The 18,963-nt window shown below is 60.7% G+C and carries 19 protein-coding genes; 12 read left to right on the top strand and 7 right to left on the bottom strand.

Annotated elements, in window-relative coordinates; translation table 11 throughout:
• Positions 1-190 precede the first annotated feature (190 nt).
• The 5 genes from BMZ57_RS11560 (at position 191) to BMZ57_RS11540 (ending at position 5,541) form a co-directional block, all read left to right on the top strand.
• Positions 191-1,285: a polyamine ABC transporter substrate-binding protein gene (locus tag BMZ57_RS11560; protein ID WP_010207339.1), complete on the top strand. Its 1,095-nt coding sequence runs from the start codon at positions 191-193 to the stop codon at positions 1,283-1,285.
• A 153-nt stretch (positions 1,286-1,438) separates the two neighbouring features.
• Positions 1,439-2,533: a polyamine ABC transporter substrate-binding protein gene (locus tag BMZ57_RS11555; RefSeq protein ID WP_069672948.1), complete on the top strand. Its 1,095-nt coding sequence runs from the start codon at positions 1,439-1,441 to the stop codon at positions 2,531-2,533.
• A gap of 67 nt (positions 2,534-2,600) precedes the next feature.
• A complete protein-coding gene (locus BMZ57_RS11550; RefSeq protein WP_010207336.1) occupies positions 2,601-3,743 on the top strand; it encodes an ABC transporter ATP-binding protein in 1,143 nt (380 codons plus the stop codon).
• Complete coding sequence (locus BMZ57_RS11545; protein WP_010207335.1) at positions 3,740-4,660, top strand: ABC transporter permease subunit; 921 nt, start codon at positions 3,740-3,742, stop codon at positions 4,658-4,660. The genes BMZ57_RS11550 and BMZ57_RS11545 overlap by 4 nt, the downstream gene beginning before the upstream one ends.
• Positions 4,657-5,541: an ABC transporter permease subunit gene (locus BMZ57_RS11540; RefSeq protein ID WP_010207334.1), complete on the top strand. Its 885-nt coding sequence runs from the start codon at positions 4,657-4,659 to the stop codon at positions 5,539-5,541. The genes BMZ57_RS11545 and BMZ57_RS11540 overlap by 4 nt, the downstream gene beginning before the upstream one ends.
• Before the next feature lie 123 nt (positions 5,542-5,664).
• Here the strand turns inward: BMZ57_RS11540 and BMZ57_RS11535 are convergent, their stop codons facing one another.
• Positions 5,665-6,306: an HD domain-containing protein gene (locus tag BMZ57_RS11535; RefSeq protein ID WP_010207332.1), complete on the bottom strand. Its 642-nt coding sequence runs from the start codon at positions 6,304-6,306 to the stop codon at positions 5,665-5,667.
• A 256-nt stretch (positions 6,307-6,562) separates the two neighbouring features.
• Here BMZ57_RS11535 and BMZ57_RS11530 point away from each other — a divergent pair, with 256 nt between their 5' ends.
• Entirely contained in the window at positions 6,563-7,528 is a 966-nt protein-coding gene (locus BMZ57_RS11530; RefSeq protein ID WP_010207330.1) for a GlxA family transcriptional regulator, read from the top strand.
• Here BMZ57_RS11530 and BMZ57_RS11525 read toward each other — a convergent pair.
• Positions 7,506-7,859: a carboxymuconolactone decarboxylase family protein gene (locus tag BMZ57_RS11525; protein WP_003176771.1), complete on the bottom strand. Its 354-nt coding sequence runs from the start codon at positions 7,857-7,859 to the stop codon at positions 7,506-7,508. The two genes, BMZ57_RS11530 and BMZ57_RS11525, sit on opposite strands and share 23 nt — an antisense overlap.
• Before the next feature lie 100 nt (positions 7,860-7,959).
• On the opposite strand from BMZ57_RS11525, the gene BMZ57_RS11520 reads away from it, so the two are divergent.
• A complete protein-coding gene (locus tag BMZ57_RS11520; protein ID WP_010207329.1) occupies positions 7,960-8,868 on the top strand; it encodes an AraC family transcriptional regulator in 909 nt (302 codons plus the stop codon).
• On the opposite strand, the gene BMZ57_RS11515 is transcribed toward BMZ57_RS11520, so the two are convergent.
• Together BMZ57_RS11515 and BMZ57_RS11510 are read right to left on the bottom strand one after the other, a co-directional pair.
• On the bottom strand, positions 8,854-11,208 hold the full coding sequence (locus BMZ57_RS11515) for a penicillin acylase family protein (RefSeq protein ID WP_069672947.1): 2,355 nt from the start codon (positions 11,206-11,208) through the stop codon (positions 8,854-8,856). The genes BMZ57_RS11520 and BMZ57_RS11515 overlap by 15 nt on opposite strands.
• Before the next feature lie 30 nt (positions 11,209-11,238).
• Entirely contained in the window at positions 11,239-11,814 is a 576-nt protein-coding gene (locus BMZ57_RS11510; protein ID WP_010207327.1) for a DUF6436 domain-containing protein, read from the bottom strand.
• Between the two features lie 99 nt (positions 11,815-11,913).
• Here BMZ57_RS11510 and bipL point away from each other — a divergent pair, with 99 nt between their 5' ends.
• Positions 11,914-12,840: a phospholipase BipL gene (gene bipL, locus BMZ57_RS11505; RefSeq protein ID WP_010207326.1), complete on the top strand. Its 927-nt coding sequence runs from the start codon at positions 11,914-11,916 to the stop codon at positions 12,838-12,840.
• Positions 12,841-12,860: 20 nt separating this feature from the next.
• Here the strand turns inward: bipL and BMZ57_RS11500 are convergent, their stop codons facing one another.
• On the bottom strand, positions 12,861-13,613 hold the full coding sequence (locus BMZ57_RS11500) for a DUF2059 domain-containing protein (protein WP_010207325.1): 753 nt from the start codon (positions 13,611-13,613) through the stop codon (positions 12,861-12,863).
• Positions 13,614-13,744: 131 nt separating this feature from the next.
• Between BMZ57_RS11500 and BMZ57_RS11495 the strand changes: the two genes are divergently transcribed.
• Both BMZ57_RS11495 and BMZ57_RS11490 read left to right on the top strand, forming a co-directional pair.
• Complete coding sequence (locus tag BMZ57_RS11495) at positions 13,745-14,377, top strand: 2OG-Fe(II) oxygenase (protein WP_044288034.1); 633 nt, start codon at positions 13,745-13,747, stop codon at positions 14,375-14,377.
• 2 nt (positions 14,378-14,379) lie between these two features.
• On the top strand, positions 14,380-14,874 hold the full coding sequence (locus BMZ57_RS11490) for a 2-thiouracil desulfurase family protein (protein ID WP_069672945.1): 495 nt from the start codon (positions 14,380-14,382) through the stop codon (positions 14,872-14,874).
• 112 nt (positions 14,875-14,986) lie between these two features.
• On the opposite strand, the gene BMZ57_RS11485 is transcribed toward BMZ57_RS11490, so the two are convergent.
• The gene (locus tag BMZ57_RS11485) at positions 14,987-15,481 is read right to left on the bottom strand and encodes a transporter substrate-binding domain-containing protein (RefSeq protein ID WP_069672944.1); all 495 of its coding nucleotides are present in this window, start codon (positions 15,479-15,481) and stop codon (positions 14,987-14,989) included.
• A 134-nt stretch (positions 15,482-15,615) separates the two neighbouring features.
• On the opposite strand from BMZ57_RS11485, the gene BMZ57_RS11480 reads away from it, so the two are divergent.
• Positions 15,616-16,056, top strand: a complete 441-nt coding sequence (locus BMZ57_RS11480; RefSeq protein WP_010207318.1) for a DUF4399 domain-containing protein — start codon at positions 15,616-15,618, stop codon at positions 16,054-16,056.
• 63 nt (positions 16,057-16,119) lie between these two features.
• Here the strand turns inward: BMZ57_RS11480 and serA are convergent, their stop codons facing one another.
• Positions 16,120-17,349: a phosphoglycerate dehydrogenase gene (gene serA, locus BMZ57_RS11475; RefSeq protein WP_003195214.1), complete on the bottom strand. Its 1,230-nt coding sequence runs from the start codon at positions 17,347-17,349 to the stop codon at positions 16,120-16,122.
• Positions 17,350-17,554: 205 nt separating this feature from the next.
• On the opposite strand from serA, the gene BMZ57_RS11465 reads away from it, so the two are divergent.
• Positions 17,555-18,949 (top strand): D-2-hydroxyglutarate dehydrogenase, encoded by a 1,395-nt coding sequence (locus BMZ57_RS11465; RefSeq protein ID WP_042571405.1) that lies wholly within the window; start codon positions 17,555-17,557, stop codon positions 18,947-18,949.
• Positions 18,950-18,963 lie beyond the last annotated feature (14 nt).

Here is an 18,963-nt window from a genome sequence, read left to right as displayed (position 1 = left end):
CTCAGGACGCAGCGGCTTTCGGGCGCTGCGTCTGAGCAGTCAGAAATATGAGGGCCTTGGTTGAAAGCCGGCCCTTGAACTTGCCAGACTGTCGCCCTGTTTTGTTGCCCTTTGGCTGGGCCTCGAAACATATGAAGCTTGTGGCCCAAAAAAGAAAAAATTGGAGCATCACCAAATGAAGGCATTAGGTTTGAAGAACGCTGGCAAGACCCTCCTCGCGTTGTCCCTGATGGGCGCAATGGCGGGCGCGGCCCAGGCAGACGACAAAGTGCTGCACGTCTACAACTGGTCCGACTACATTGCACCGGACACCATCGCCAACTTTGAAAAAGAGTCCGGCATCAAAGTGGTGTACGACGTGTTCGACAGCAACGAAACCCTGGAGGCCAAGTTGCTGGCAGGCAAGTCCGGTTACGACATCGTCGTACCGTCGAACAACTTCCTCGCCAAGCAGATCAAGGCCGGTGTCTACCAGGAGCTGGACAAGTCCAAGCTGTCCAACTACGACAACCTGAACAAATCCCTGCTTAAAGCCGTGTCGGTCAGCGACCCGGACAACAAGCACGCCTTCCCGTACATGTGGGGCTCGATCGGCATCGGCTACAACCCGGAGAAGGTCAAGGCCGCGCTGGGCGTGGACAAGATCGATTCGTGGGACGTGCTGCTCAAGCCAGAGAACATCGCCAAGCTGAAAAGCTGCGGCGTGAGCTTCCTCGATTCGCCGACCGAAATGCTGCCGGTGGCACTGCATTACCTGGGCCTGCCAACCGACACGCAGAAGAAAGCTGATCTGAAACAGGCCGAAGATCTGTTCCTGAAAATCCGTCCTTCGATCGGCTACTTCCACTCGTCCAAGTACATCTCCGACCTGGCCAACGGCAATATCTGCGTGGCCGTGGGTTACTCGGGTGACATCGAACAGGCCAAGTCCCGTGCGGCTGAAGCCGGTGGCAAGGTCAAAGTGGCCTACGACATTCCGAAAGAAGGTGCTGGCAGCTTCTTTGACATGGTCGCCATCCCCAAGGATGCCGAGAACGTCGACGCCGCCTACAAGTTCATGAACTACCTGCTCAAGCCGCAAGTCATGGCTGAAATCACCAACAGCGTGCATTTCCCGAACGGTAACGAGAAAGCCACCGCACTGGTCGACAAGGAAATCACCAGCGACCCGGGCATCTACCCGCCAGCGGACGTACAGGCCAAGCTCTACGCCATTGCTGACCTGCCGGCTGCGACCCAGCGTGAAATGACACGCAGCTGGACCAAGATCAAGTCCGGTAAATAACCGGTCTTTGCTAACCACCGCGCCTGGCGCGGTGGTTATCGAAACAATTAAATGACAGAAAGTTTTGCCGGATCGGTTTATCGAGGGTAAGTTGCGCGCCGGTTTTGTTGCCGGGCAACAACTTTGGGCCCAACTATTTAAGAGGACCTCCACTTGCCAATTTCTTTATTTCGCAAAGCCATGCTGGTGGGTGCAGGTATCACGCTGACGTTGAGCGTGCAGGCCGCACCGACTGTGCATATTTATAACTGGTCGGATTACATCGGCACCGACACCCTGGCCAACTTCGAAAAGGCCAGCGGCATCAAGCCCGTGTATGACGTGTTTGATTCCAACGAAACCCTGGAAGGCAAGCTGCTGGCCGGGCGTACCGGTTACGACGTGGTGGTGCCGTCCAACCACTTCCTGGGCAAGCAGATCAAGGCCGGGGCGTTCCAGAAACTCGACAAGTCATTGCTGACGAATTACGCCAACCTCGACCCGGCGCTGCTCAAACGCCTGGAAAAGAATGACCCCGGCAACCAGTACGCCGTGCCGTACCTGTGGGGCACCAATGGCATCGGCTACAACGTCGATAAAGTGAAGGAAGTGCTGGGCGTCGACCATATCGATTCCTGGGCCGTGCTGTTCGAGCCGGAGAACATGAAGAAGCTGGCGACCTGCGGTGTGTCGTTCATGGACTCGGCGGATGAAATGCTGCCGGCGATGCTCAATTACATGGGCCTGAACCCTAACAGTACGAACCCGGACGATTACAAGAAGGCCGAAGAGAAGCTGCTGAAAGTGCGGCCGTACGTGACCTACTTCCATTCTTCCAAATACATTTCGGACCTGGCCAACGGCAACATCTGCGTGGCGGCAGGTTTCTCCGGCGATGTGTTCCAGGCCAAGGCCCGCGCGGCGGAGGCCGGCAAGGGCGTGAACATCGCCTACACGATTCCGAAAGAAGGCGGCAACCTGTGGTTCGACGTGCTGGCCATCCCCAAGGATGCCACCAACGTCAAAGAGGCCCACGCCTTCATCAACTATTTGCTGCAACCTGAGGTGATCGCCCAGGTCAGTGATTACGTCGGTTACGCCAACCCTAACCCAGGGGCGGACAAGCTGATGGAGCAATCGATACGCACGGACGAGGCGGTTTACCCACCGCAGGCGGTACTCGACAGGACATTCGTCAACTTCGAGCTACCCCCGAAAGTGCAACGTTTGATGACCCGTAGCTGGACCAAGGTCAAGACGGGCAAGTAAGGCTCAACCTATCCAAGGTTCGTCCGTATTGGACGTTCTGCACTCTTTTTTTCTGGGAGTTTCGTAAATGGCAGTTGCCTCCGGCGCCTATAAGAAAGCCCTCGAAGGGGACCAGACACCGAAGAAGGTGCTGGTCAAAATCGACCGGGTCACGAAGAAGTTCGACGAGACGATTGCCGTGGACGATGTGTCCCTGGAAATCAAGAAAGGCGAGATCTTCGCCCTGCTCGGCGGTTCGGGTTCGGGCAAGTCCACCTTGCTGCGCATGCTCGCCGGTTTCGAGCGCCCGACTGAGGGCCGTATCTACCTCGACGGCGAAGACATCACAGACATGCCGCCCTACGAGCGGCCGATCAACATGATGTTCCAGTCCTACGCCTTGTTCCCACATATGACCGTGGCTCAGAACATCGCCTTCGGCCTGCAACAGGACAAGATCCCCAAGGCCGAGATCGACGCCCGCGTGGCCGAGATGCTCAAGCTGGTGCAGATGAGCCAGTACGCCAAGCGCAAGCCGCACCAGTTGTCCGGCGGTCAGCGTCAGCGTGTGGCCCTGGCCCGTTCCCTGGCCAAGCGCCCGAAACTGTTGCTGCTCGATGAGCCCATGGGCGCTCTCGACAAGAAGCTGCGTTCGCAGATGCAGCTGGAACTGGTGGAAATCATCGAGCGCGTCGGCGTGACCTGCGTGATGGTGACCCACGACCAGGAAGAGGCCATGACCATGGCCGAGCGCATTGCGATCATGCACCTGGGCTGGATCGCCCAGATCGGCAGCCCGATCGACATCTACGAAACGCCAACCAGCCGCCTGGTGTGCGAGTTCATCGGCAACGTCAACATCTTCGACACCCAAGTGGTCGATGACGCCGAAGGCCACGCGGTGCTCAAGTGCCCGGACCTGGACCGCGACATCTACGTGGGCTACGGCATCGCCACTTCGGTGGAAGACAAGTCGGTGACCTACGCGATTCGCCCGGAAAAACTGCTGGTCACCACCGAAATGCCGACCTGCGAGCACAACTGGTCCAGCGGCAAGGTGCACGACATCGCCTACCTGGGCGGCCACTCGGTGTTCTACGTGGAGCTGCCGAGCGGCAAACTGGTGCAGTCCTTCGTTGCCAACGCCGAGCGTCGTGGGCAGCGGCCGACCTGGGGTGACCAGGTCTACGTGTGGTGGGAAGACGACAGCGGCGTGGTACTTCGCTCATGAACATGAAGAAGCTCAAGCGCCGCCTGCAACGAATAACGCCCAGTGGCCGTCATGCGGTCATTGGCATTCCCTTCCTGTGGCTGTTCCTGTTCTTCATGCTGCCGTTCTTCATCGTCCTGAAGATCAGTTTTGCCGAAGCCGACGTCGCGATTCCGCCGTACACCGAGATCTACACGTTCGTTGAGCAGAAACTGCAGTTGGTGCTCAACCTGGGCAACTACGCGATGCTCGGCGACGACGAGTTGTACATCGCCGCGTACCTGGGCTCGCTGAAAATGGCGTTCTTCAGCACGCTGCTGTGCCTGCTGATCGGTTACCCGATGGCCTACGCCATTGCCAGTGCGCGCAAAGAGATGCAGACCGTGCTGGTGCTGCTGATCATGATGCCGACCTGGACCGCGATCCTGATCCGCGTGTATGCGTGGATGGGCATTCTCAGCAATAACGGCCTGCTCAATGGCTTCCTGATGTCCATGGGGTTGATCAACGAACCGCTGCAGATCCTCAACACCAACATCGCGGTGTACATCGGCGTGGTCTATTCGTACCTGCCGTTCATGATCCTGCCGCTGTACGCCAACCTGGTGAAGCACGATCAGAGCCTGTTGGAAGCCGCATCCGACCTGGGTTCGAGCACCTTCAACAGCTTCTGGAAGATCACCGTGCCGCTGTCCAAGAATGGCATCATCGCCGGCTGCATGCTGGTGTTCATCCCGGTGGTGGGCGAGTTCGTGATCCCGGAACTGCTGGGCGGCCCGGAAACCCTGATGATCGGTAAAGTGTTGTGGCAAGAATTCTTCAACAACCGTGACTGGCCGGTGGCCTCTGCCCTGGCGGTGGTGATGCTGGCGATCCTGATCGTGCCGATCATCCTGTTCAACCGCAGCCAAGCCAAAGAGATGGAGGGCAAGATATGAAGCGCTTCAGTTTCTCGAGTTTCATGCTGGTGGCGGGGTTGTTGTTTATCTACCTGCCGATGCTGATCCTGGTGATCTACTCGTTCAACGAATCCAAGCTGGTGACGGTGTGGGGCGGTTGGTCGATCAAGTGGTACGTAGGCCTGCTGGACAATACCCAGTTGATGGGCTCGGTGGCGCGCTCCCTGGAAATTGCCTGCTACACGGCGGTGGCCGCAGTGGCGTTGGGTACGTTGGCGGCCTTCGTGCTGACGCGCATCAGCCAGTTCAAGGGCCGCACGCTGTTCGGCGGCCTGGTGACCGCGCCGTTGGTAATGCCGGAAGTGATCACCGGTCTGTCGCTGTTGCTGCTGTTCGTGGCCATGGCACAGATGATCGGTTGGCCCCAGGAGCGTGGCATCGTCACCATCTGGATCGCCCACACCACGTTCTGTGCGGCGTATGTGGCGGTGGTGGTGTCGGCGCGCCTGCGTGAGCTGGACCTGTCGATCGAAGAGGCGGCGATGGACCTGGGGGCGCGGCCGTGGAAGGTGTTCTTCCTGATCACCATCCCGATGATCGCGCCATCGTTGGCGGCGGGCGGCATGATGTCGTTCGCACTGTCCCTGGATGACCTGGTGCTGGCGAGTTTCGTGTCGGGTCCGGGGTCGACCACCCTGCCGATGGAAGTGTTCTCGGCGGTGCGCCTTGGGGTTAAGCCTGAGATCAACGCCGTGGCCAGCCTGATTCTGTTGGCAGTGTCGCTGGTGACCTTCCTGGTGTGGTTCTTCAGCCGTCGTGCCGAAGAACACCGCAAGAAAGCCATCCAGCAAGCGATTGAAGAAGCGGCGGCAGATGGCTGGAAACAGCCGGACAAGCGCCGAGCGCCTGCACCGGTCTGATCCGGATCAAACTGTGGGAGCGGGCTTGCTCGCGAATACGGTGTATCAGTCACCAGATGTATCGACTGATCCAACGCATTCGCGAGCAAGCCCGCTCCCACATTTGATTGCGTTTCAGGCTGATTAAGCCGTCCAGGGGGATGTGCGGATGACCTCGACAAAATTCATCGGCTTGAACCCCGGCTCCTGATCCACCAAGACATCCGTCTTCACGTTGCCAAACGTGGTCTGCGGGCGATGGCGCAAGCCGTCGGCAAAGGCGCAGATAATGCACTCCTTGAACCCTTCACCGCGCGGGTGCGCATGCACCACGGCTTCGCGCTGCACGGTTGAAAACGCGGCGTAGTCCATGCCCAGCACGTCCATTTCCACACCGGCCGTCACCAGCGCCACGGTCGGGCGCAGATGCTGCGGCACGCCCGGCGTGGTGTGCAGGGCGATGGATAGCCACACCTGTTCGATATCGTCATCGCTCAGCCCGTAAGGCTTGAGGAAGGCAGCGGCGGCGTTGGCACCGTCGACTTCGAAGCGCTCGTTGTCACTGCGATGACCTTCGACCAGGCCCAGGTCGTGGAACATCGCGCCGACGTAGAGCAACTCCGGGTTGTAGGCGAGTTGCTTGCGTTCGCCGCTCAAGGCGCCGAACAGAAAGACCCGGCGGGAGTGGTGGTAGAGCAGGTCCGATTCGACGTCGCGGATGTATTCGGTGGTGGCTTTGGCCAGGGCGCTGTCCGGGATCTGGATGCCGGCGATGGTGGTGCTCATGGGTGTTCTCCTCTGTAAAGTCCCCAGTCTGGTCGCGCGCCAGTCAGGGGGCTATCGCGGCGAGGGAGCGATGTCGGCCAATGTGCCGTCACATCGTGCCAGCGCCAGGCACGCTCACATGTGGGAGCTGGCTTGTCGGATCGCCGCATTGCTGCGATAGCGTCACCTCGGTATACCTGATGGACCGAGTCGCCAGCATCGCGGGCAAGCCCGGCTCCCACAGGGTTTGCGTCCGCCCGGATATAAAGGTTTACCCATGCATAAAACCGTCGCCATTCTGATCTTTCCTGGCGTCCAGTCGCTGGACGTGACCGGCCCCCTGGATGTGTTCTGCGAGGCCAATCGTTTTCTGTCGCCGCAGGATCATTACCAACTGGACGTCATCGGTCTGGGCCACGGCAGCATGGCGGCCTCCAACGGCCTGTCATTGCAGGCCCATCGGCATTACAGCGAGGCCTTGCAAGCCTATGACCTATTGCTGGTCGCCGGCGGCCCGCAGTTGCCGTTCGAAGACTTCGGTGCCGAATTTGATGACTGGCTGCGCAGCGCCACTGCTCGCGCGCAACGCTTCGGCTCGATCTGCAACGGCGCCTTCATGCTGGCGCGCGCCGGGCTGTTGGATGGCAAAACCGTCACCACCCATTGGAATGACGCGGCCGATCTGGCGCGCCTGTGCCCCACGGCCCAGGTCGACGCCGACCGCCTCTACGTGCAGGACGGCAACCTCTACACATCGGCCGGGGTCACGGCGGGCATCGATCTGTCGCTGTATCTGCTGGCTCAGGACCACGGCCCGGAAGTCGCACTGAGCGTGGCCAAGCGCCTGGTGGTGTTTACCCAGCGGTCGGGCGGGCAGTCGCAGTTCAGCCCGTTTCTCACGCCCCACGCCGAAACCACCTCGGCAGTGGCGCTGGTGCAGCTGTACGTGTTGGCGAACCTCACCGGGGATTTGACCATTGCCGACCTGGCCAAGGCGGCCAATATGAGCGCGCGCAATTTCTCTCGGGTGTTTGCCCGTGAGGCGCGGATCACACCGGCGGAATTTGTCGAACGGGCGCGGGTTGACGCGGCGCGGGTCATGCTCGAAAGCAGCCGCGCGCCGCTCAAGACCGTCGCCTATCAATGCGGCTTTCGCGACGCCCAGCACATGCGCAGTGTGTTCAACCGCAGGCTGGGCGTCACGCCGCAACAGTTCCGGCTTAATTTTGCGGCGCCGGTTTGAGCGTGTCGTAGGCTTCCAGCGCGCGCAACGAGTAGATATATGCCGCACCCGCATTCAGCGAGATGGCGGTGGCCAGTGTTGCGGCGACTTCTTCACGGGTGGCACCGGCCTTGATCGCAGCATCCGCATGCACACCGATGCAGCCATCGCAGCGAGTGGTGATGGCCACGGCGATGGAAATCAGTTCACGGGTCTTGGCGTCGAGCACGTTGTTTTCCTCGGCAGCCTCGCCCAGCGCCATGTAGGCTTTGACCATCTTCGGGTTGCTCTTGCCCAGCGCGCCAAAGGCTTTCTTCACGGTAGGCAGCAAGTCGGACCAGTTATTGAACATTGCGGTAACTCCTGAACGAGGGTTGGTGTGGAACCAGTCTCTTCCGTTCGGGGGCGGCGTTATTGTTCAATCCGCTCATCTTTTTGACCGATGCTCGCAAATGAATTCGATCGACACGCTCATCGCGCTGGCCAACCTGCGCGGCAGTCTGGATTTACGGTGTCAGTTTCAAGGGGAATGGGCGCTGGACCACCCGCCGGAGAGCCTCGGCGTGGCGCCTTACCACATCGTGCTCAGCGGCACCTGTCGTGCCGAGTTGTCCGGCGGGCAGCACGTGACGCTGGAGGAGGGTGACATCCTGCTGATGCCGGGCGGTGCCACTCACTTGTTGCGCAGTCAGGGCGCGCGGATTCGGCCGGTACAACCCAAGGTGATTGAAGGCGGCGTACTCAAAGTGCACCGCCTGGGCGGTGACCGACCGGACTTGGACATGCTGTGTGGCAGCTTCCACTACAACCGCCAGTCACTGCTGCTCGGCGCGTTGCCGGAGTACCTGGTGGTGTCCAGCCGAGAGTGGCAGGGCGACGGCCAACTGGCGGCGTTGATCGCGTTATTGCGCAGCGAGGCGGACGGCCAGCAACTGGGCGCGCGCTCCTTTATCGATGCGTTGTCATCGGCGCTGTTCACCCTGATCCTGCGCACCTGGCTGGCCCGCCAGACACCTGTTGCCGGCACCTTCGCGTTGCTCGTCGACAAGCGCCTGAGCAAGGCCTGGCAAGCCATGCTGGCCGATCCGGGGCATGAGTGGACCATCGACAGCCTGGCGGCTGCCGCGACGATGTCACGCGCCACCTTCATGCGGGCGTTCGTGAAGGTGGCGGGCGTGTCGCCGTGGGGGCTGTTGACGCAGTTGCGCATGGAGCTGGCCTTCAACCTGTTGCGCCAGTCGCACCTGAGCCTGCTGGATATCGCCACCCAGGTGGGCTACCAGTCCCAGGCAGCGTTCAGCAAGAAATTCAAGGAGACCTATGGCGAGGCGCCGGGGCGCCTGCGTTCATCGGGCGGGTAGCAGCTTGAGGATGCCACGGGTGTTGGCGGTCACTTCCTCATCGGTGAAGTGCGCCTGTTCGTAGCCGCCCTCGATGTAGGTTTCCGCCTGGTCGCCATAGTGTCGGTCAAATGGCACGCCGCTTTGGCCGACCGGGTTGATGGTCAATGCGTGTGCTACATCGGCGAAATCGATCAGGCGGCGAGTCGAAGGCCCGTAGGTAACGGGCCACGGTGCCGGACCGATATTGGCCGATTGGTTGTTCGGCACTTCGTGGGTGCCTGGCGCCGGGAACGGGCCAACATTGACGATCAGGTCCAACGGTTTCTGCGAGCCCAGTGGGTGGCCGTGGGTCAGGGTATGGGCCTTGCCCCACTGCCATTGGCTCGGGTCATCGCCGAAGGTGGCCTTTAGGTGCGCGAGGCTGTTGTCCCAGGCAAGCTTGATGGTTTCGGCGCGCTTGCCGTCCCACCATGGTGAATCCGGCGCGGCGGCCAGGCGTGGGAGGGCGGCGTCGATCACGCGGGTGCCGAGCAGGGTCTTGAACAGATTGTCGCCGAGCTTCGGGTGGAAGGCAGCGTCGGCCAGGTTGAACAGGAACTGGTTGAACAGGGTGGCGCTGGTGGAGTCCAGCGGATAGTCACCCTTCCAGCTTGCAAGCTGCTCCACCAGTTTAAGTTGCGCCGGGTCCTTGACCGCCTCGCGCAGCACCGGCAACAGCGGCGCCAGCAGGCGCGGGCCGAAGGCGGTGGTGGTGCCGAGCTGCAAGGCCTGGCTGTTGTTTACATCCCACTTCACGCTCTTGTCGCTCAATTGCGCGTTCAACTGCTGACCACGGTCGGCGAGGTTGTAGTAACCGGGGATCTCCAGGCCAGTCGGCGAGACGGGCTGGGCGTTGGCCGACACCACGTAACCGCGTACCGGGTTTTCTTCCTGGGGGTTGGCGCTGAAGGGGTAGAAGCCCAGCTTGTCGGCCTGGGCGGTGCTGCCGTCGAGTATAAAACCGGCGTTGACCCCGGCTGGACGAATCGGCAACTGCCCCGCCGCCCACCAGCCGATATCGCCCTTGGTATTGGCCCACACGATGTTCAGCCCCGGCGCAGACACCTTGGCTGCCGCCGCACGGGCCTTCACCAGGGTGTCGGCGCGGTTGAGCTGGTAGAAACCTTCAAGGATCGGGTTCTGGGTATCGAGGAATGCCCACCACATGGCAATCGGTGTCTTGCCGGCGTTCTCGCCCAGCACGTCATTGATGATCGGGCCGTGGGGTGACTGGCGCAGGATCAGCGTCACCGGCGCCTGGCCCTTCACGGCGATCTGTTGTTCGGTGCGGGTCATGTCGACCCACTGGTCGTGGTACCAGACTTGGTTGGGGTCATCGGGGTTGACCTTCTCGGCGATCAGGTCGAGGTCATCGTTCTGGAACATGGTCAGGCTCCAGCCGAAATCCAGGTTGTGCCCCAGGAACGCCACCGGCACCAGTGCGTTGTGATAGCCATACAGCTCGAAACCCGGCGCCGACAGCTGCGCCTCGTACCACACCGACGGCACCGAGAAACGGATGTGCGGGTCACCCGCCAGCAACGGTTTGCCGCTTTTGGTGCGGTTGCCGCTGATGGCCCAGGCGTTGCTGCCTTCGAACTGCGGCAGGCCGTTGTCGGCCAGGGCCTGTTCGCTCAGGGAGGCAATGGCGCCGAGGGTCTGCCAATCGCTGGCGGCGAGGTTGAGGGCGCCCTTGGGCTGCCAGTCCAGGTCGAAGACTTTCAGGTAATCGCTGCCCAGTTGGTCGCGGATGTAAGTCAGCACCGGCTCGGTACGAAACGCTGCGGCAAAGCTGTAGGCCATATACCCGGCGACGCTGATGGTGTCCTCAGCGGCAAACGGCCGCTTGGGGATGCCTAGCACGTCGAACTCCATGGGGCGGGCGTGGCTGTCCTGATATTGGTTGATCCCGTCCAGATAGGCTTGCAGGGCCTTCCAGTGCGCCGACTCATGGTCAAGTTGCGCTACATAAGTGGCCGCGCGGTCGCGAATGCGCAGGCTGCGGAACAGCTTGTCGGTGTCCAGCACCTTGGGCCCCAGCACCTCGGCCAGCTCGCCACGGGCCAGGCGCCGCATGATCTCCATCTGGAACAGCCGGTCCTGGGCGTGCACATAGCCCAGGGCGCGGTACAGGTCGGTCTCGTTCTCGGCTTGAATGTGCGGCACGCCACGGTCGTCGTAACGCACCGTGACCGAGCCTTGCAGGTTGGCCAGTGTGACCGTGCCCTGGCGGGTGGGCTGCTTGCTGTACACGTACCAACCGGCACCGAGGGCGACCAGCACGACAAGAACCGCGAGAACCCGCAAGACGCGCTTCATGAACATTCCTTACCAAGAGTGGGGGGCGATTTAAGAGCCTTTTGGCCACGAACAATAGCAGCCCACCGCCAGGGTGTGCGTGGCATTTACCTCACGTCCTGTTTCAAGGGCCTTCAAGATCGGCTCAATAAAACTGTTGCTGGAATTACACGTGAGGCCTTCGCTGTAGGGCCCGAAATACGCGAGCTTGCCGCTGCGATCCCAGATGCCTACGGCCGGGCTGGCCGGCACCTGCTCGGCGCCGGGAAGGGCGGTGAGGGTTTTCATCGTGCGCAGGTTGTCGGGCAATTGGCCGTGGCTGCCGGGTTTTTGCAGGGCGTAGAACTCGACCCCCTGGGGCGCGTATTGCTCGATCAATTCGCCCAGGTGCTGCTGGTTGCCGACGTTGCACGGGCAGGTCGGGTCCCAGAAGTGCACCAGGCGGATCGGGCCGGGGCCGGCGAGGTTGGCAGGCAACTTCAATGGGTCGCCGGAAAACACCGCCGTGTGCTCGCTGAAGGCACGCAGGTAACGGCCCTGGAACCAGTCATACGCCGCCCACAGCATGCCGGCACAGATAATCAGGATCAGGCTGGCAAACAAGGCGGTGCGGTAGGGCTGTCGCATTCAGATGTATCCTCGAAGGTCGCGTAGCTTGCCATGCTTGTCCTGACAGATGAATATCGCAGCTCGATATTCATCTTTGCCGCAAGTCTGGAAGACTTTATGCCCGTTACCTTTGACCCTGATCATCTGCGCGAAAGCTTGCGACCCCTGGTGGATGCGCAACCGCTTTCAGCCGAGGCGCGGGTCTATCAGCGTTTCTACGGGCTGGACCAGGCCGTGAGCCGCCTGGGGCGCTTCGAGGTGGATGGATTTGAGGTGGTGGCGCAAGTGTGGTGGCCGCCCACGCCGGTGGCGACGATGTTCATGTTCCACGGTTTCTACGACCACATGGGGCTGTATCGCCATGTGCTGAAGTGGGCGCTTGACCAGGGCTTCGTGGTGATCGCCTGCGATTTGCCGGGGCACGGTCTGTCCAGTGGCGTGCGTGCCAGCATCGATGATTTTGCGGTGTATCAACAGGTGTTGCAGGCGCTGTTTGCCCAGGCGCAAGCCCTGCAACTGCCGCAACCCTGGCACCTGTTCGGGCAAAGTACCGGCGGTGCGGTGGTGGTGGATCATCTGCTCAACCATGGCGCCGACAGCCCTGCCCAGGGCAAGACCTTCCTGCTGTCACCCCTGGTGCGGCCACGTGCCTGGGGATGGTCGCAGGTCAGCTATTACCTGCTGCGCCCGTTCGTCAAAGGCATCGCACGGCGATTCAGCGAGAACACTAACGACCCGGCGTTCAAGCCGTTCCTGGAAGCCGACCCGCTGCAGCCGCGCCAATTGCCTACCGCCTGGGTGGGCGCCCTGGCGCGCTGGATCAAACGCATCGAAGCCGCACCGCGCAGTGCCCGGCGGCCGGTGATCGTTCAGGGTGAGGAAGACATGACGGTGGACTGGCAGCACAACCTGCAAGTGTTGCGCGGCAAGTTCGACCAGCCCGAGGTGTTGATGCTGCCGCGTGGCAGGCATCATTTGGCGAATGAGATTCCGCAGATTCGCGATGAGTACTTTAAGTACCTGACGGATCACCTGACGTCATAAGGTGTAAATGCGGGAACGGGCTACGGCGTCAGGCTTGAGGTGCTCTGGCCGACCGCCAAGCCGGCGCGAATGGCTGCAAGGGCGGCTTGGTAATACGCTTTGCCCTCCGGGGACTCGGCAAACGTCGCGAACTCTTCCAGCTCTGGGTCGGACAAATCCTGGTAGACATACAGCAGCGTGTTGTTCAGATCCTTGTCGATCTGCTGCATCAACCGCTCGCGCTGGCCGTTCAGCATGCCTTGGGCTTGTCCACCCCCCAACAGGCCGGGAATCATCTGGCTCAGGCTATCGGCCGCCACACCGGCAATCGCCAGGCTGACTTCCGCGCCTGCTTCACGGGCCGGCAGGGCCTGGGCCAGATGACCGATGATCAGGCTGCGAGTAGCGTCGGCTTCGATTTTCGGCAGGCCCTGGGCGTTCTTCGCCAGTTGGTCGCGACGGGTGGCGAGCAGCTCGGCGGCGACAATCTTGCGGCCCAGGGGCGATTGAAAAAACGCCAGGGCAGGCTTGGGGTCTGCGAGGTTCTTGCGCAATTGCGCTTCAGCGCGCTGGTCCACGGCCTGGGCGGCGAAGCGTTTATTGCTGTTGTCCACCAGCGCCTGGTACACCGCTGGCGGCAGGCTGTTGCGGTAGCGTTGCTGGGCAGCATTGAGAGCGTCATTAAAATGCGCACGTTGTTCGGCCCAGCCGGCGACCTTGTACAACTGGTCATGGCCGTCTGCCCAGGCGGGCAAAACGCAGAACATCAGCAAGGAAAAAAACAAACGACGCATATGGACTCCTGTCAGTCGGCCACTATTGTCCGTGTCGGGCGTAGGATTTGTCGAGAAGTCCTATCAGCCACCTGACTAAAGTGTATTCAGACGCCCGGCGGCTCTGTCGGATTCACAGGCGTATGGATACTATGCGCGCCATGCAAATACCCCTCGATCACCCCTTGCTGCAACGTATTGTCGACGACCTGGCCGAGAAGGGCTGGTCCCGGCAGAACGGCTTCCTGCCCCAGGCTCTGACACTGGAACTGGCGGCTGAGTGCCGTAAACGTGCGGCAGAGGGTGAGCTGGCCCCGGCGGCGGTGGGGCGTGGCCCGGCCCAGGAGATTCGCGAAGGTATTCGCGGTGATCATATCCAGTGGCTGGAGGACGGTGACGCGGCGGTCTGCGACACCTATATGGCGCTGATGGACAGCCTGCGCCTGGCGATGAACCGCAGCCTTTTCCTGGGCCTGGAAGATTTCGAAAGCCACTTCGCGATGTACCCGCCAGGGGCGTTTTACCTCAAGCACCTGGACCGCTTCCGCGACGATGACCGACGCATGGTCTCGGCGGTGATTTACTTGAACGACGCCTGGCTGCCCGAACATGGCGGCCAATTGCGCATGTACCTCAAGGACGGCGTCGAATACGATGTGGTGCCCACCGGCGGTTGTCTGGTGGTGTTCCTGTCGGGCGAGGTGCCCCATGAAGTCATGCCCGCCACGCGCGAACGCCTGTCCCTGACAGGGTGGTTTCGTCGGCGGGGCAACGAGCCGTTTTAAACATGGAAAAGATTCTGGTCAGCCGTTGCCTGCTGGGGCACAAGGTTCGCTACGACGGCGGGGCCAGCGGGCCTTTCGATCCGTTGGCCGCGTGGCAGGCCGAGGGGCGTGTGGTTGCGATCTGCCCGGAAGTATCAGGTGGTTTGCCGACGCCCCGACCCGCTGCCGAAATACCCGGCGGGCAAGGTGTGGATGTCTGGGAGGGCCGCGCCCAGGTGCTGACCGCCGAGGGCGAAGATTTCAGCGCCGCGTTCCTTGATGGTGCTCGCCAGGCCCTGGCGCTGGTGCAGTGCCACAACATCCGCATCGCCGTGCTCAAGGCCAATAGCCCGTCGTGCGGCAACCTGCACACTTACGACGGCACGTTCAGCGGCGTGAAGGTGACAGGCGAGGGCGTGACGGCGGCGTTGCTCAAGCAGCATGGTGTGCAGGTGTTCAGTGAGTTGGAGTTGCCCGAAGCGGCAGCGGCTCTGACGCAGCTATCGAAACCTGTATAGATCAAATGTGGGAGCTGACTTGCCTGCGATAGGTCAGCTAGCATCCCTGGTACTGATCCACCGCTATCGCGGGCAAGCCAGCTCCCGCACTGACCGAGTCAAATCCGAAAAATCACTGCGCCTTGGCGACGGGCTTCTCGTCTTCAAACCACTTCTGCGCCAACGCCTTCAATCGGCCATCGGCCTTCACACGCCCCAGCGCCTTATCCAAACTCGCCTTGAACGCCGGATTGCCCTTCTGGAACGGAATCGCCAGCTCAGGCTTCTCGCTGTAAGGCTCACTGAAATCGAACCGATCCTGCAACTCGGCAGTCATAGCGATATGGTTGATGGCCACGTCGTACTTGCCGGTTTCCACGCCCGGCAGCAGGTCAGCGTCATCGGTGGTAATAAATGACGGGCGCACGTCCATCTCTTTAGCCAGTTGTTCACCCAGGTCCACTTCGAAGCCGGTGAGTTTGTCGCCTTCCTTGAAGTTGAACGGCGGGGTGTTGGCTTCAAGGGCAATGCGCAGTTCGCCACGGTCGAATACATCATCGATCAGTTCGGCATGAGCCAAGGGGCTCAGAAGGGGCAGCAGCAGTAACAGGCCAGGCGAAAAGCGCATGGTCACTCCTAGAGATTTTTAATGTGCGAGGCGCCGTTCAGCATCGCTTTGCTATGGTGTTGAGTGCCTTGGACAGCAATTTGTCGCGAAGTTGTCATAACCCTACAGATTTCACAGAAAAACTGGAGAAGCGAATGAAAGCCCTTTTGTCCCGTGCAACCCTGACCTCCCTGCTGTTGGGTGCTTCCATGCTGGCCACAGCCGCCGACGGTATCCCGCGCAGCGCGCCACCTGAAGGCGCCAAAGTATTTATCGTGTCGCCAAAAGACGGCGCCACCGTCGACAAGACCTTCACTGTCAAATTCGGCATGGAAGGCCTGAAACTGGCCCCGGCCACTGACCAGGAACCCGGCACCGGTCATCACCACCTGCTGGTCGACCAGAAAGCCCTGCCTGACGCCAGCGTGCCGATCCCGGCCACCGACACCGTGATCCACTACGGCAAGGCCCAGACTGAAACCGAACTGACCCTCACCCCAGGCAAACACACCTTGCAGCTGGTCGCCGGCGACAAACTGCACATGCAGTTCAACCCGACTGTAGCCTCGAAAGTGATCACGGTTAACGTTAAGTAAGATTTGTTCAGATGCAAAAAAGGGAGCCCGAGGGGCTCCCTTTTTCGTGGTGCGGTTGAAGCGTTAGAACAACACGCGGCTACGGATGGTGCCGTTGATGTGCTGCAGTTTCTCTTGCGCCAAGTCCGAGTACTCGGCATCGACGTCGATCACCACGTAGCCGACCTTCTCGTTGGTCTGCAGGAACTGACCGGAGATGTTGATGCCGTTTTCCGCGAAGACCTTGTTGATCTCCATCATCACGCCAGGGATGTTCTGGTGGATGTGCAGCAGACGGTGCTTACCAGGGTGAGCCGGCAGGGCCACTTCCGGGAAGTTCACGGACGACACCGAGGTACCGTTGTCGCTGTACTTGACCAGCTTCTCCGACACTTCCAGGCCGATGTTGGCCTGGGCTTCAGCGGTGGAGCCGCCGATGTGCGGGGTCAGGATCACGTTGTCCAGGCCACGCAGCGGGCTTTCGAAGATGTCGTCGTTGGAGCGAGGCTCCACCGGGAACACGTCGATAGCGGCGCCGATCAGGTGCTTGTCCTTGATCGCGTCGGCCAGGGCGTCCAGCTCGACCACGGTGCCACGGGCAGCGTTGATCAGGATGCCGCCTTTCTTGATGGCGCGGATTTCCTTCTCGCCGATCATCCACTGGGTCTCAGCGGTTTCCGGAACGTGCAGGGTCACGATGTCGGACATGCCCAGCAGCTCGGTCAGGCTGGCCACTTGAGTGGCGTTGCCCAATGGCAGCTTGGTCAGGGTGTCGTAGAAGAACACCTGCATGCCGAGGCCTTCAGCCAGGACCGACAGCTGAGTACCGATCGAGCCGTAACCGACGATACCCAGCTTCTTGCCGCGGATTTCGAAGGAGTTGGCTGCGCTTTTGATCCAGCCGCCACGGTGGCAGGAAGCGTTCTTCTCAGGAATGCCGCGCAACAGCAGGATGGCCTCGGCCAATACCAGCTCCGCAACGGAACGGGTGTTGGAGTACGGTGCGTTGAACACCGCGATGCCGCGCTCGCGCGCTGCGTTGAGGTCGACCTGGTTGGTGCCGATGCAGAAACAGCCGACCGCCACGAGTTTCTTGGCGTGATCGAAGATCTCTTCGGTCAGCTGAGTGCGGGAGCGAATGCCGATAAAGTGCGCGTCGGCGATCTTTTCCTTGAGTTGGGCTTCCGGCAGAGAACTGGTGATGTACTCAATGCTGGTGTACCCGGCGGCTTTCAGAACGTCGACAGCCGATGGGTGGACGCCTTCCAGAAGAAGGAACTTGATCTTGCTCTTATCGAGAGAAGTCTTGCTCATCTGCGTAAACCTGTATCCCGGAGAAAAATGGCAGGGAATCGAGCAGCACAAGCTGACCCGGACGGCAGGAAAGCCGTCACCGCAGAAACGCCCTTGGGCTCTGTCCTGCGGGGGCGGTATGCTAGCATACGCGCCCCGCTAAACACCTATTCCTGCGACGTGAAGCGTTCTCAGGATGACCATGAATTGTTCGAGAGTTCTGTCGATGACCCATCCTGCCCTGATTGATGAGCTAAAGACCCTGGTTGAGCCCGGCAAAGTGCTGACCGATGCTGACTCCCTGGAGGCTTACGGCAAGGATTGGACCAAGCACTTCGCACCCGCGCCGACCGCCATCGTGTTTCCCAAGACCACTGAGCAGGTCCAGGCTATCGTGCGTTGGGCCAATGCCCACAAGGTGGCGCTGGTGCCATCGGGCGGGCGTACCGGCTTGTCGGCCGCTGCTGTGGCGGCCAATGGCGAGGTGGTCGTGTCGTTCGACTATATGAACCAGATCCTCGACGTGAACCTTACCGACCGCACCGCCGTGTGCCAGCCGGGGGTGGTTACCAAGCAATTGCAGAACGTCGCTGAAGAAAACGGCCTGTACTACCCGGTGGATTTCGCGTCGTCCGGTTCCAGCCAGATTGGCGGCAATATCGGCACCAATGCCGGCGGGATCAAGGTGATTCGCTACGGCATGACCCGCAACTGGGTAGCCGGCATGAAAGTCGTCACCGGCAAGGGCGACGTGCTGGAGTTGAACCGCGACCTGATCAAGAACGCCACCGGCTACGACATGCGCCAGCTGTTCATCGGCGCGGAGGGCACCCTGGGCTTTGTGGTCGAAGCCACTATGCGCCTGGACCGTGCGCCGAAAAACCTCACCGCGATGGTGCTGGGCACGACCGACTTCGACTCGATCATGCCGGTGTTGCACGCCTTTCAGAGCAAGCTGGACCTGACCGCCTTCGAATTCTTCTCCGACAAGGCCTTGGCCAAGGTCATGGGCCGTGGCGACGTGCCGGCGCCGTTCGAAACCGAGTGCCCGTTCTACGCGCTGCTGGAATTCGAAGCCACCACCGAAGAAGTCGCCAACCACGCGCTGGAAACCTTCGAACATTGCGTGGAGCAGGGCTGGGTGCTGGACGGCGTGATGAGCCAGAGCGAAACCCAACTGCACAACCTGTGGAAACTGCGCGAGTACATCTCCGAGACCATTTCCCACTGGACCCCGTACAAGAACGATATCTCGGTGACTGTCTCCAAAGTGCCGGCGTTTTTGAAGGAAATTGACGCGATCGTCGGTGAACACTACCCCGACTTCGAAATCGTCTGGTTTGGCCACATCGGCGACGGCAACCTGCACTTGAACATCCTCAAGCCGGAAAACCTGAGCAAGGATGAGTTCTTCGCCAAATGCGCCACCGTGAACAAGTGGGTTTTTGAAACCGTCGAGAAGTACAACGGTTCGATCTCCGCCGAACATGGTGTGGGCATGACCAAACGCGACTACCTGACTTACAGCCGCTCGCCGGTTGAAATCGAATACATGAAGGCAGTGAAAGCCGTGTTCGACCCGAACGGAATCATGAACCCTGGCAAGATCTTCGCTGTTTAATCGCCTTGAAGGAG

The sequence above is a fragment of the Pseudomonas simiae genome (assembly GCF_900111895.1).
Taxonomy (GTDB): Bacteria; Pseudomonadota; Gammaproteobacteria; order Pseudomonadales; family Pseudomonadaceae; genus Aquipseudomonas; species Aquipseudomonas simiae.
Note: the sequence above shows the minus strand (reverse complement) of the source record. Positions and strands in the feature narration are given on the sequence as shown.